The organism is Mesorhizobium sp. GW821-FHT07A06, assembly GCF_059419085.1.
In genome coordinates this window covers 128816-141153 of the sequence record NZ_JBWKRC010000006.1, presented here as the reverse complement: position 1 = coordinate 141153, position 12338 = coordinate 128816, and the positions used below count along the sequence as shown (strand labels likewise).

Genomic DNA, 12338 nt, shown 5'->3' with positions numbered 1-12338 from the left:
CGCGTAACAGTGTCATGTAACCTCTGGTAACATGACAACGATGCCTTCCGATGCTATGTACATGCTAGGACGCGGTGTGGTTCGGACGAGAGATGGGGGCATCACTCGTACGGCCCGGGCTCAGGCGGCTACCGCGTCCGAACCTTTTTTCGCCGAAACCCGGCGACGGCACATGCGGCGGACCTACCGTTTCTCCTCCCAAGAAAACGGTCCGCAAACAAAACGGCGTCCGGCCCCCCGGGCGTCGTTTTTGGTTTCATGCATGTTGCTGTCGCGAGGCGGCGGGGCTCGCATCTGGAGGCCATGCGCCGGTCCCGCTGGTCATGAACCTCCCAAACGTTGATGCCGCCCTCTGTCCTGCCAGCCACCTCTCACCGCTAACGGCGAGAAGTGGTGGATTGCGGCGAAATCAGGCGGCCTTGCCGTTGGTGTTCATCGCTTCGTCGGCGAGACGGCCGGTGAGTTCGGCCATGTGGTCGAAGGCGGCGCGATAGCTGGCGACGCCCGCCGTTGCCGAGCGCAGCTCAATGATCAGGTCGCCGATCTCGGCTTGCGGCATGGTCGCCTCGACGACATCCCACCCCGGCCAGCCGGGCCGGGCGTCATAGCCGAGGATCTGGCCGCGCCGCTGCGGGATGAGCGCGATGATCTTCGAGGTCGCGTCCGAGGGCGTGACGATCTCGACTTTCATCACCGGCTCCAGAAGCACCGGTGAGCAGGCGGCCATGCCTTCCTTCATGGCGAGCTTCGCGGCCATCTGGAAGGCCATGTCGGAGGAATCGACCGCATGATAGGAGCCGTCCGACAGGTTGACGGCGACGTCGACCACGGGGAAGCCGAGCGGGCCGCTCTTCAGGTAATCGCGTATGCCTGTTTCGACCGACTGGATGTAGGTCTTGGGCACGACGCCGCCGGTGATGGTGTCGGTGAACTGGAAGCCGGAGCCGCGCGGCAACGGCTTGATCTCGATCACCACGTCGCCGAACTGGCCATGGCCGCCCGACTGCTTCTTGTGGCGGCCACGCTGCTGCGCCGATTTGCGGATCGTCTCGCGATAGGGCACGGCCGGGGCATGGCCTTCGACCGGGATCTGGTTCTTGCCCTCCAGCCGCTCGCGCACGACGCGCAGATGCATCTCGCCATGGCCAGACAGCACCGTCTCGGCCGAGTCCTGGTTGTGACGCAGGCTGAGCGAGGGATCTTCCTCCGCCAGCCGCTGGATGGCGGCCGACATCTTGACCTCGTCCTTGCGCTCCTTCGGCCGCAGCGCGAAAGCGAATACCGGCTGCGGTGGCTCGAATGCGAACAGCTGTTTGGTGCCGCCCCTGGCCGAAGTCAGCGTCTGGCCGGTCTTGACCTCGTCCAGCTTGCCCAGCGCCACGGTGTCGCCAAGCTTGGCGGCGGTGAGCTTGAACTGGTCCTTGCCGAGCATCTTGTAGATGCCGGAAACCTTCGCCGTCTCACCGCCGGGCAGCCAGAGTTCGGAACCGTCGGCGACCTGGCCGGACAGGATGCGCGACACCGACAGCTTGCCGCCATGCGGTGTGTGGATCGTCTTCATCACCTGGACCACGGTGGCGCCGCCGTCGGGGGCGCCAAGCCGCTTGCGGGTCGCCTCGATGTCGGGTGCGTCGTGGCGGATCGTCTTCAAGAGGCGCAGCACGCCATTGCCCTTCTCGGCGGTACCGATCAGCACCGGCGTCACCACGCCATCGCGCAGATCGGCGGCAAGGTCGTCGAAGATGGCGTCCTTCGGCGGCTCGATCTCCTCGAGCAGCTGTTCCATCAGCTGGTCGTCATGGTCGGCCAGAGTCTCCAGCATGGAGAAGCGTGCTTCCAGTTCGCGCGCCTTGTCGTCGCCGGGTATCTGGGCCACCTCGCTTTCGGCGTACTCGCGGTAGATGTAGGCACGCTCCAGCGCCAGATCGATCGAACCGATGACGACGCCGTCCTTGCGAAGTGGAATCTGGCGCAGCAGAAGCGGCACAGAGCTTGCCGGCTGCAGCATCTTCAGCGTGTCGCGAACGCCTGCTATCGCCTTGTCGACCTTGTTGAGGAACAGGATGCGCGGCACGCCGAGATCATCGAGCTTGCGCATGATGAGCTGCAGGGCGGGAATCTTCTTTTCGTCGGCCTCGGCCACGACCACCGCGAGGTCGCAGGCGGCCAGCACCGGCTCGGCCTCGAAGGAGAATTCGATCGAGCCGGGACAATCGACGAAGGTGATCTGCTCGCCCATGAAATCGGTGGTTGCGACGGTCGCCTCGACGCTCATGGCGTGGGCGCGTGCTTCCGGCGAATGATCTGAGACAGTACTGCCCGAGGAAACCGGGTTCTGGCGGGGAATGGCGCCCGTACGGGCCAATATGGCTTCGAGAAGTGTCGTCTTACCGCTTGCAAAGGGACCGACTATGGCAATGCATTTCGGTCCCGTGCGTCGTCCTCCGGCGCGAGTACCCATGGCTGACCTCCACTCAGGCGTTTCCCTAGGGACCGACTGGCATGCATGGTTCAGGCGTGGTCAATCGGTCCTGAGCGGCGGCCGGCCTGTTCGACCGTCGCGGGCGGGGTTCTTTTCTTGTCGCCACCTGCCCTGACGCATCGTCCCACTTGTTTGCCGGCAGGGCAAGGGAAATAGAAATCGGTGCCCGTGCGTGACCTCAGGCGCTCAGCGCCATGGGTTCGGCATCATCGATGGCGAGCAAGGGCCCCACCTTGTCGCGTGGCGCCGGCCTGCCGAAGAAATAGCCTTGGAAACGATTGCAGCCGGCGGCCTTGGCCAGCTTGAACTCTTCTTGTGTCTCGACACCCTCCGCCACGATGGTGACGTCCTGGATGCGCGCGATCTGCGCCAGCGCCGAAACGAAGATCTGCGCCACCTGGTCATGGGCAAGGCTGCGGATGTAGGAGCGATCGATCTTGATGCTGTCGATGGGCAAGGTCTTCAGATAGTTGAAGCCGCAATGGCCGGTGCCGAAATCGTCGAGCGCGATGTGGAAGCCGAGACCGCGCAAGGCTTCGAGGCGCCGCAGGGTCTCGGGCGTGGCGGCGGTTGCCACCGTCTCGGTGATCTCGATGATGAATTGTGTCGCCGAACGTCCGGTTTCCTTCAGCACGCGGTCGCACATGGTGACGATCTCGTCGCGCTTCAGCTGCTCGCCAGAGACATTGATCGAGATGCGGCGTCCGGGGAAATGGCCGATATCGGCGCAAGCTCGCTTGAACACCCATTCGCCAAGCATGTCGACCAGGGTCGAGCGTTCGGCGATCGGGATGAACTCGGCCGGGGAGATCAGGCCGCGAACCGGATGGCGCCAGCGGATCAGGCCCTCGAACGCACAGGTGGATCCGTCCGGGTTGACGATCGGCTGGTAGTGCAGCTCGAGCTCGCCGAGATAGACCGCGGCGCGCAATTCCCGCTCGACCAGGCGGCGGTAGCGCTTGTCGGACAGCATCTCCTCGTCGAACACGGTGACGCGGCCACGGCCCGCCGCCTTGCTCTCATAGAGCGCCAGGTCGGCAACCAGCATCAGTTCTGTCGTGTTCGAGGCATGGGCCGGCGCCAGTGCCACGCCAATCGAGATGGAGAGCGGAATGGTCTTGCCTTCGTGCGATTTGCCGGCCCGCATGGCATCCAGCAATTGCCTGATGTCCTTGTTGATGGCGGTGAGATCGCCGTGCGGGATGATGACGCCGAATTCGTCGCCGCCGAGCCGACCGACCATGCAGCCGGAAAAGATGCGCTCGGTGGTCTTGACGAGATGCGACAGGGTGCGGTCGCCGAACTGATGACCGAATGTGTCGTTGAGCTGCTTGAAATGGTCGAGGTCGATCAAAAGCAAGGCCGCATCGCGCCGGTCGCGCATTGTGCCCAGGCTGTTGCCCAGCGCTTCCAGGAAATAGCGGCGGGTCATCGCCCCGGTCATCGCGTCCCTGGTCAGGAAATGATGCTTTTCCGCCTCGGCGGCGGCGGCGGATCTCAGGCTGTGAACGACGCTGCTGCGCATGTACATCAGCGCCAGCAGGGCCAACCCCGTGGCGAGGATCGAGACCGCATAGGCGCTGTTGGAGGGCAGGTTTTCCGACATCTCGAGGGTGCCAAGCAACGCGGCGCCGATGCTGATCAAAAGCAGCGCCTGGATGGCACGGTAGATCCGGCCGCTATGGTCCTTGATCGTCGCCAGTATGCTCATCTCATCGCCCCCTGCAATGCAGGCTCACGGCTAGTGCGCAGCTGTTAAGAAGACATTGAATTCGCCCCTGTTTCGCCCTGTTGCGCCATGCGGGGAAGGTTCATGGTTAAGGAGAGAAAACCGCGTCTTCGCGATGGCGGGCCGAACGGCCGGTTGCGCCCTGGATGATATCGGCCGAGAATGCGTTTTGCCCCGATAAGCGGGTCGTTTCACCACCAGTTTCAGGATCATACGATGAAGATCATTGCTTGCGGCAGCGTGCCGACCATCATAGCGCCGGACAGATACTTCACCGGCCGGGTTCTGCAGACGCCGATCATCGAGACGGAGACCCCGGCGCGGCTGAGGGCGACGCTGGTGAGCTTCGAGCCGGGCGCGCGCACCCACTGGCACACGCATCCGTTCGGCCAGACGCTCCACGTCACCTCTGGCGCCGGCCTTGCCCAGACATGGGGTGGCCCGATGCTGGAGATCAGGGCCGGCGACACCATCTGGTTCGCCCCTGGTGAGAAGCACTGGCATGGTGCGGCGCCGAAATCGGCGATGACGCATATCGCCATGCAGGAAGCGCTCGACGGCGTCGCCGTGGACTGGCTGGAGGCGGTTTCGGGCGAGCAGTACGGCAGCTGAGCGCCGAGGCCGAGCTTGCGGAAACCCGGCGTCATCGCCGGGTTTCCGTTGTGTTCAGGTGGGGTTGATCAGGTCAGCGATGCCGTAAAACGCTGGATGCGCGTGCAGGCTTCCTCCAGCAGCGCGTCGGAGGTAGCGTAGGAGATGCGGAAGTTGGGTCCGAGGCCGAAGGCCGAGCCGAACACCACCGCCACACCCTCGGCCTCGAGCAATTCCGAGCAGAAGGCTTCGTCGGTGTCGATCACCTTGCCGGCCTTGGTCTTCTTGCCGATCAGCTGGGCGCAGGACGGATAGACATAGAAGGCGCCTTCCGGCGATGGGCACGTGATGCCGCGCGCCTGGTTGAGCATCGACACGACCAGATCGCGCCGGCCCTGGAAGATCGCCTTGTTCCTGGCGATGAAGTCCTGCGGGCCGTTGAGCGCCTCGACCGAAGCCCATTGCGCGATGGTGCAGGCGCCCGACGTCTGCTGGCCCTGGATCATGTCCATCGCCTTAATCAACTGAACGGGACCAGCCGCATAGCCGATGCGCCAGCCGGTCATGGCATAGGCTTTCGACACGCCGTTCATGGTCAGCGTACGCTCGTAGAGCTTCGGTTCGACCTCGGCGATGGTCTTGAAGACGAAGTCGCCATAGGTCAGGTGCTCGTACATGTCGTCGGTCAGCGTCCAGACATGCGGATGCCTGAGCAACACGTCGGCCAGCGCGCGCAGTTCGGCCTCGGTGTAGGCGGCGCCCGAGGGGTTGGACGGCGAGTTCATCAGCAGCCATTTGGTCTTCGGCGTGATCGCCTTCTCCAGCACCTCGGCCGTCAATTTGAAACCGTTGTCGATCGAAGTGTCGGCGAACACTGACGTACCGCCGCAGATCGCCACCATTTCAGGGTAGCTGACCCAGTAGGGGCGGGGGATGATGACCTCGTCGCCAGGGTTCAGCGTCGCCATGAAAGCGTTGAACAGGATCTGCTTGCCGCCGGTGCCGACAATGGTCTGCTCGGGCTTGTAATCGAGATTGTTCTCGCGCTTGAACTTCTTCGCGATCGCCTCGCGCAGTGGCACGATACCCGACACGGGCGGGTACTTGGTCTCGCCACGCCGGATTGCCTCGATCGCCGCGTTCTTGATGTTGTCGGGCGTGTCGAAATCCGGTTCGCCGGCGCCAAGGCCGATAATGTCACGGCCGGCATTTTTCAGCTCGCGCGCTTTCTGCGTCACCGCGATGGTGGCGGAAGGCTTTACGCGGGAAAGGGTGTCGGCAAGAAAGGCCATGACCTTTTATCTCTCCTGAGAAGATCGGCGCGGCCAGGAGCGGCCGCGGCGCTTCTCATGTCGCATCATTCCCGCCAGTGCAAGCCTTCTCGGCTGGGCCAGGTGCGACGGCGAGGTCAATGAGGCGTGATCGGCAACACTAAATTCATTAACGGGCGGTAGAGGCTTGCATGGCAGGATCGCAATCCATTCCGCCAATCCGCGGAGCGAGGAACCGTGTCGCGCAGCATCGGGCTTGCCCACATCATCCGTCATGATGACGGCACCACGTCAGGTGTCTGGGGTCTCTACACGCTGCAAAGTGCCTTCCAGCCGATCTTCGCCTTCAAGGAGGGCAAGCTGTCGGTTGCCGCCTTCGAAGGACTGATCCGGCCGTTCCGTGATGGCGAGGCGCAATCGCCGATGACCTTCTTTTCGACCTGTCCGGCCGCCGACCGTTTGCATATCGAGGCGCTGACCAGGACGCTGCATCTTCTTAATGCCGGCGCCTGCCTGCCGCGGGAGGCATCGATCTTCGTCAATTTCGACCCGTCGGTGTTCACCGAGCGGGCGGTCGCCGACAATGCCTTGCGTGAAATGCGGCTGGTGCTGCACGAGGCCGGCATCGATCCGGGCCGCGTCGTGTGCGAGGTGACCGAGCAGAGATCGGCATCGCAGGAGACGCTGCACGGTTTCGTCGCGGCGCTGCGGGGCAACGGTTTTCGCATCGCCGTCGACGACTATGGCGCCGACGATTCCGACATCAACCGCATCAAGGAGTTGAGGCCCGACATCGTCAAGTTCGATGCCCTCTGGATCACGCAGCTGATGGAATCCGGCGCCGGTTTCGCCCTGCTGACCTCCATGGTGAAGAGCTTCGAGGAGCAAGGCATCCGCACGGTGTTCGAGGGTATCGAGGAGGGGTGGCAACTGGAACTCGCCGAGAAGTCCGGCGCCTCGATGGTGCAGGGCTTCGTGCTGGCGCGGCCCGAACTGGCGCCGACGAGTTTCCGTGTTTTCGCAAAAAGCAATCCAGACCCGGTTGCCGCCGCGAGTGATGCGCCCACTGCCCGCACCGTCGCCCCACGTACGGCGCGATCGACGAAAACCTTCGGGCGCCGGGTAACGCCATGAGGCTCGAGCGGCGGCGCAATGTCGGCGATGCGATCTTCGTCGACGAGGTCGGCATCGAATACGGCGTCCATGGCGATTTCCGCCTGCGCAGCGCCTACCAGCCGATTTTCGCGCCGCTCGGCGGCATGCTGCACGCGGTGGCGGTCGAAGGGCTGATCGAGCCGCACCGTGGCGGCCGGGTAGGGTCGCCGCGGGCGTTCTTCGAGAGCATTGCGGTCTCGGACCGGCTGTTTGTCGAGACCATGTGCCGGGTTCTGCATCTCAGGAATTTCCAAAACATCGGTGTCGACGGGCTCGACCTGTTCTTCAACTACAATCCGATGGTCAACGACCATCCCGGGCGGGCGCTGGCCGAGATCCGGTTGATGAGCCGGCATCTCGGCGAGCTCGGCCTCGCCCCCGGCATGCTGGTCTGCGAAATCACCGAACAGGCGGCGGACGACGCGCTTCTGATCCGGCTGGTGCGCGAAATGCGGCGCGACGGCATCCGCATCGCCATCGACGATTTCGGCACCGGCCACTCGACCGAGGAGCGGGTGAGCCTGCTCCAGCCCGATATCGTGAAGATCGATGGCGGCTGGTTTGGAGAGTTCTGTCGCCACGCCGCCGCCGAACGCTTTTTCAGGCCGCTGGTGTCCAGCCTGCACGATCGCGGCGCCAGGGTGTTGGTCGAAGGCATCGAGCAGCCCGCCCATCTGCGCGTCGCGCTCGACGGCGGCGTTGACCTGCTGCAGGGTTTCCTCCTGGCCCGGCCGGCGCTGGCCGGCACCATCTTCGACGAAAAGCCGATCGCCATCGATGCGCTGCTGGGCAAGGAGAACAATGTCGTGCCGCTGTTCGGCTAGGGCATGCCGAGTTCCGGTTCTCGAAGACCACCGTTCATGGCTCGGCCTGACCTGAATCTCGACAATGCCTAGAGAGAACGCTTTCACATATCAGCGCCGCTGATGGTCGCGCCAAAACAAATCATTGGTTGAAGGCACGGCGGCTGCGATAATCGCCTGGCCAAGGCAGCTCCGGGGATCGTCCATGATACTCTACAGCATGATCGACAGCGGCAATTGCTACAAGCCGCGCCTGCTGATGGCCAAGCTTGGCCTCGCCTTCACCACGATCGAGGTGAGTTCGCATACCGGCGACACGCGAAAAGCCGACTTCGTCGCCAAGAACCCCAACGCCATGGTGCCGCTGCTCGAACTCGACGATGGTCGCCGGCTGGCCGAATCCAACGCCATCCTGCTCTATCTCGCCGAAGGCACGCGCTTCCTGCCGGCGGACAGATATGAGCGCGGGCTCGCCTACCAATGGCTGTTCTTCGAGCAGTACAGCCACGAACCCTATATCGCCGTGCGCAAGGCGCTGCTGACCTTTCCCGAGCGCGCCAGGGATGCCACGCCCGAGCGGCTGGCCGTGACGCTGGAGCGCGGCAACAAGGCACTGGGCGTGATGAACAAGTATCTGGAGAACAACGCCTTCTTCGCCGGCAACGCCTTCAGCGTGGCCGACATCGCGCTCTATGCCTACACGCATACGGCTGAGCAGGGTGGCTTCCAGCTCGACGCCTATCCGGCTGTCATGGCCTGGCTTGGCCGCGTCGAGGCGGATCCGGGGCATGTGCCAATCGAGTGGGTTGGATAGGATATCCTTGTCCTCACGCTCGTAGCCGCTCCGCGGCTCGCTCCGGACGGGGCGCGCCAACAGGCGCGACGCCCGGTCGGGCTTGCGGCCTTCGGCCGAAAAGCAAAGCGGGGGCTATTTCAACAAATGGTCATAGCCCGCATGGCTGCCGATCCAGAACCAGATCACATCATCATTGTCACGGATGGCAACGGCTCGGTAACTATCGTCGACCCGCGCCGACCAATAACGTCCCACCTGTTTGAAATGCAGTGATGGATGAAAAGGATCAGCACGCAGTCTGGCAAAACGCCTGTCCGCTTTTGCTCTGATCGACGATCGCAGTTTTTCGTAAGCCTCTCAGAATGATGGAGAGGCGACGTGATTCACAGAGGCCGGGTCCGGCCAGCGCGATGATCAGCCAGTGCCTGTTCGGCAAGCTTGTCCAGCCGACCCGCCTTCGCGTCAGCCTCCATCTGCCGATCCCACATGTCTGATCGAAGCGCCTCGAACCAGGCGGCAAACGCCTTCAGTTCCTCGGGGCTCAATTCGGCGACGGATTTTTCGATTTGCTCGAGTTTGGTCATGGCCGAATGGTACCACTATTGGGCTAAAAATACCATCGGTGGGACCATCGCGCCGGTTGCGGCACCTAACCCCAGATAAACAAAAAGGCGGGATAAATCCCGCCTTCCCATGCTTGGTAGCCTGATCGGGAGCGTCCTGTCCGGGCTGGCAGCTATCTGCTGTTCCAGCGTATCGGGTCTTTCCGCTCCGGGCGCGCTTCTCGCGCGACCGTCAGTACATCCGTGACTTGCCGCGCGCCCCGAGCTATCGCCCGGCGCGCGCCATTCGCAAAATCAGGCTGCCTTGCTCAGAGATCCAGCGGACGACTTGCCAGTGCGGCGGTCCTGCTCGATCTCGAAGTTGATCTTCTGGCCTTCGACCAGGGTCGACAGTCCAGCGCGCTCGACAGCGGAGATGTGAACGAAAACGTCCGCGCCGCCCGCGTCAGGCTGGATGAAGCCGAAGCCCTTGGTGGCGTTGAACCACTTGACCGTTCCAGTTGCCATAAAAATAGTCCTTGCATTTGCTTTGGTTTGACCAGACCGAAGTCCAGCCGGTGTGCATCGAGATTTTGGAGATAGACGTCAGCAAACGCGAAGATCGCGAGGCCCGGATCGATCGGCCGAAATATCAATGGGGCTGATATAGGCTGCTTTCGCACCAAAAACAAGACTGTGTGAGAAAGCCGTGATCGCGGGACTGCCCAACGGCCGCCCCAATCTGGTGAAACCGTTGCCACGGATCGCGCTGTCCGTGGGTCGCGGATCAGGGGAGAGGACCATGAAAACCATTCTGCTTGCCGCCTGCCTGACGCTGGTGGCCGCCGAGGCGCGGGCGATCTCGCGCTACGACCCGACGCATATGAGCTGCGGCAAGGTGCAGTCGACTATCGCGCGCCAGGGCGCGGTCATCCTGCGCTACCAGTCGACACGCGTGCCGGGGCTGCCGCTTTACGACCGCTATGTGCAGAGCCAGCAGTTCTGCACCATGGGCGAGGTGAGGACGCGGGCCTATGTGCCGAGCGCCGACACCAAGTCCTGCCCGGTCTACAACTGCAAGCGTCCGGACAATGACCATTTCCGCCGCCGTTTCCCGCGCCGTCACTAGAGCTTTGTTTTTGACGCATTGCCGGACGGAAAGCCGCTCGCAGGTGATGCCGCCTGCGAACGATCCCGGCTCGGCCTGACCTGAATCTCGACGCGCCTCAAGACCAAGCCCTAGAACCCGAAGGACACCTGCGCCGGGGGCGGCGGGCCGACGCGCACGCCTTCCATGGCCAGCATCTTCTCCTTGGTGACCGAGCCGCCGGGCGCGGAGAAGCCGCCGATCTTGCCGCCGGCCGCAAGGATGCGGTGGCAAGGAATGACCAACGGCACCGGATTGGCACCAAGGGCGGCACCCGTTTCGCGCGGCAGGCCAGCATGTCCGGCGCGCTTGGCCAGTTCGCCATAGGTGGTGGTCTCGCCATAGCTGAGTTTGCGTGCCGCGTCGTAGATGGCGAGGCGGAACTCGTCGACACCGTCGAGATCGACCGGGACGCCGGAGAAATCGACGTCCTCGCCGGCGGCGTAAGCCTTGATCGAGGCGATCAGGTCGACCACCCATGACGGCTGGGCGGTGGAGGCGGAAACGCCGGCATGGCGCATCAGCCGCCGCTCCACTGCTTCGCGGCTGCGTTCGGGCAGGCAGAGCCGGATCAGGCCCTTTTCGCTCCAGGCAATGCCCATGAAACCGATCACTGTTTCTAACACTGCGTGGCCGGCTGTGATCGAAGATGTCGTTTCCATGATGCGCTCCTTTCCGCAAAGCGGCGAAATCCGGGATTCCATGCAGTACATATCAGGAACAATATGGCATCCGTGCCCGTGTCCCGCCACCCGAAAACCACCATATGGCCCCGATTGCCCCCCAGGAATCGCTGGTGTAAGGGAAATCTTAACGACCCGACAAACCGGACCAGAGCGCGGCTTGCCAGCAAAACATACCCTTATCGCGATCGGCGTGATCATGGCGGCGGCCAGCATGAGCGGCTGCACCTCGACCTCGCAGATGAAGGCCGCGCCGTCCCTGACCGAGACCGCGACTGTCGCCGGTGCCGATGCCGGCTTCACCATACCGCTGCCGGACACGGTTTCGGTGCTGCCGCAATCCTCGGGCATCGCCCCCATCCAGACCGCCGAACTCGCCCCTGGCGCCGTCATTTCGGAAGGTGAGGCCGCAGTCGCGCCAGCCAGCCAGCCGACCGCCGCGACCGCGGCCTTTGCCGGCGCGACGCCGACGGCTCCGGCCGTGCCCGCCATCATGATCGCCAGCCCCAGTGCCTGGCAGGCGCCGCCGCCCTCCAAGGCAGGCCAGCCGGTGAAGGCCGCGCAGCCCGTGATCAAGTCCGCCGAAACCTATACGACAGCCGGCCTCGTCGTGCCGGCGGTCGCTGGCGGCCAGAAAGCCATGCCCGGCGTGCAGCAGGTGGCCTATGTGGTGCCGCAGAACCCGGCTTCCCTCGTGCAGTTCCCGTCGGCGCCGCTCAGCCCCGCCGCCCCGGAAGAGCACACAGGCATGCGCGGCGATGTCGACCGGCTGATCGTCAAATACGCCGCGCTCTACCAGGTGCCGGTGGATCTGGTGCGCCATGTCGTCAACCGCGAAAGCACCTACAACCCCAAGGCCTACAACAACGGCCATTGGGGACTGATGCAGATCAAGCACGCTACGGCGCGCGGCATGGGCTATGACGGGCCGGCCAAGGGCCTGTTCGACGCCGAGACCAACCTCAAATACGCGGTCAAATATCTGCGTGGCGCCTGGCTGGTGGCGGATGGCAACGCCAAGAAGGCCGACTGGCTCTACCAGACCGGCTATTATTTCGACGCCAAGCGCAAGGGCCTGCTCGAGGCGACCGGCCTCGGTGTCGACCGCAAGCGGCGCCGCCTGCAGCCAGACGCCTGAG

Annotated in this window: 13 protein-coding genes; 6 read left to right on the top strand and 7 right to left on the bottom strand. The window is 63.6% G+C overall.

Going from position 1 to position 12338, the window contains the following annotated elements; translation table 11 throughout:
* Positions 1-409: 409 nt before the first annotated feature.
* The gene (locus AC07SZ_RS20615; RefSeq protein WP_056578746.1) at positions 410-2461 is read right to left on the bottom strand and encodes an elongation factor G; all 2052 of its coding nucleotides are present in this window, start codon (positions 2459-2461) and stop codon (positions 410-412) included.
* A 199-nt stretch (positions 2462-2660) separates the two neighbouring features.
* Positions 2661-4193: a putative bifunctional diguanylate cyclase/phosphodiesterase gene (locus tag AC07SZ_RS20610; protein WP_056578743.1), complete on the bottom strand. Its 1533-nt coding sequence runs from the start codon at positions 4191-4193 to the stop codon at positions 2661-2663.
* Between the two features lie 234 nt (positions 4194-4427).
* Here AC07SZ_RS20610 and AC07SZ_RS20605 point away from each other — a divergent pair, with 234 nt between their 5' ends.
* Positions 4428-4823: a (R)-mandelonitrile lyase gene (locus AC07SZ_RS20605; protein WP_172372409.1), complete on the top strand. Its 396-nt coding sequence runs from the start codon at positions 4428-4430 to the stop codon at positions 4821-4823.
* A 68-nt stretch (positions 4824-4891) separates the two neighbouring features.
* Here the strand turns inward: AC07SZ_RS20605 and AC07SZ_RS20600 are convergent, their stop codons facing one another.
* Entirely contained in the window at positions 4892-6094 is a 1203-nt protein-coding gene (locus AC07SZ_RS20600; RefSeq protein ID WP_056578737.1) for a pyridoxal phosphate-dependent aminotransferase, read from the bottom strand.
* A 216-nt stretch (positions 6095-6310) separates the two neighbouring features.
* Here AC07SZ_RS20600 and AC07SZ_RS20595 point away from each other — a divergent pair, with 216 nt between their 5' ends.
* The 3 genes from AC07SZ_RS20595 (at position 6311) to AC07SZ_RS20585 (ending at position 8845) form a co-directional block, all read left to right on the top strand.
* Complete coding sequence (locus AC07SZ_RS20595; protein ID WP_056578734.1) at positions 6311-7207, top strand: EAL domain-containing protein; 897 nt, start codon at positions 6311-6313, stop codon at positions 7205-7207.
* Entirely contained in the window at positions 7204-8052 is an 849-nt protein-coding gene (locus tag AC07SZ_RS20590) for an EAL domain-containing protein (protein ID WP_494915646.1), read from the top strand. Before AC07SZ_RS20595 ends, AC07SZ_RS20590 begins: the two co-directional genes overlap by 4 nt.
* Positions 8053-8236: 184 nt before the next feature.
* On the top strand, positions 8237-8845 hold the full coding sequence (locus tag AC07SZ_RS20585) for a glutathione S-transferase family protein (RefSeq protein WP_494915645.1): 609 nt from the start codon (positions 8237-8239) through the stop codon (positions 8843-8845).
* A gap of 114 nt (positions 8846-8959) precedes the next feature.
* Here AC07SZ_RS20585 and AC07SZ_RS20580 read toward each other — a convergent pair whose 3' ends face one another.
* The 3 genes from AC07SZ_RS20580 to AC07SZ_RS20570 form a co-directional block, all read right to left on the bottom strand.
* Positions 8960-9169 (bottom strand): ParE family toxin-like protein, encoded by a 210-nt coding sequence (locus AC07SZ_RS20580; protein WP_056578725.1) that lies wholly within the window; start codon positions 9167-9169, stop codon positions 8960-8962.
* 41 nt (positions 9170-9210) lie between these two features.
* Positions 9211-9411 (bottom strand): hypothetical protein, encoded by a 201-nt coding sequence (locus AC07SZ_RS20575; protein WP_494915644.1) that lies wholly within the window; start codon positions 9409-9411, stop codon positions 9211-9213.
* A 273-nt stretch (positions 9412-9684) separates the two neighbouring features.
* Positions 9685-9897 (bottom strand): cold-shock protein, encoded by a 213-nt coding sequence (locus AC07SZ_RS20570; protein ID WP_010910991.1) that lies wholly within the window; start codon positions 9895-9897, stop codon positions 9685-9687.
* A gap of 274 nt (positions 9898-10171) precedes the next feature.
* Between AC07SZ_RS20570 and AC07SZ_RS20565 the strand changes: the two genes are divergently transcribed.
* Positions 10172-10498, top strand: a complete 327-nt coding sequence (locus AC07SZ_RS20565; protein ID WP_056578719.1) for a hypothetical protein — start codon at positions 10172-10174, stop codon at positions 10496-10498.
* Between the two features lie 110 nt (positions 10499-10608).
* Here AC07SZ_RS20565 and AC07SZ_RS20560 read toward each other — a convergent pair whose 3' ends face one another.
* The gene (locus AC07SZ_RS20560) at positions 10609-11178 is read right to left on the bottom strand and encodes a methylated-DNA--[protein]-cysteine S-methyltransferase (protein ID WP_140774672.1); all 570 of its coding nucleotides are present in this window, start codon (positions 11176-11178) and stop codon (positions 10609-10611) included.
* A gap of 181 nt (positions 11179-11359) precedes the next feature.
* Between AC07SZ_RS20560 and AC07SZ_RS20555 the strand changes: the two genes are divergently transcribed.
* The gene (locus AC07SZ_RS20555) at positions 11360-12337 is read left to right on the top strand and encodes a transglycosylase SLT domain-containing protein (protein WP_081295146.1); all 978 of its coding nucleotides are present in this window, start codon (positions 11360-11362) and stop codon (positions 12335-12337) included.
* Position 12338 lies beyond the last annotated feature (1 nt).

Coding starts and splice junctions, on each gene's coding strand:
- AC07SZ_RS20610 (WP_056578743.1), bottom strand. CDS start 4,193: ATGAGCATACTGGCGACGATCAAGGACCATAGCGGCCGGATCTACCGT.
- AC07SZ_RS20560 (WP_140774672.1), bottom strand. CDS start 11,178: ATGGAAACGACATCTTCGATCACAGCCGGCCACGCAGTGTTAGAAACA.
- AC07SZ_RS20570 (WP_010910991.1), bottom strand. CDS start 9,897: ATGGCAACTGGAACGGTCAAGTGGTTCAACGCCACCAAGGGCTTCGGC.
- AC07SZ_RS20590 (WP_494915646.1), top strand. CDS start 7,204: ATGAGGCTCGAGCGGCGGCGCAATGTCGGCGATGCGATCTTCGTCGAC.
- AC07SZ_RS20600 (WP_056578737.1), bottom strand. CDS start 6,094: ATGGCCTTTCTTGCCGACACCCTTTCCCGCGTAAAGCCTTCCGCCACC.
- AC07SZ_RS20605 (WP_172372409.1), top strand. CDS start 4,428: ATGAAGATCATTGCTTGCGGCAGCGTGCCGACCATCATAGCGCCGGAC.
- AC07SZ_RS20565 (WP_056578719.1), top strand. CDS start 10,172: ATGAAAACCATTCTGCTTGCCGCCTGCCTGACGCTGGTGGCCGCCGAG.
- AC07SZ_RS20575 (WP_494915644.1), bottom strand. CDS start 9,411: ATGACCAAACTCGAGCAAATCGAAAAATCCGTCGCCGAATTGAGCCCC.
- AC07SZ_RS20585 (WP_494915645.1), top strand. CDS start 8,237: ATGATACTCTACAGCATGATCGACAGCGGCAATTGCTACAAGCCGCGC.
- AC07SZ_RS20615 (WP_056578746.1), bottom strand. CDS start 2,461: ATGGGTACTCGCGCCGGAGGACGACGCACGGGACCGAAATGCATTGCC.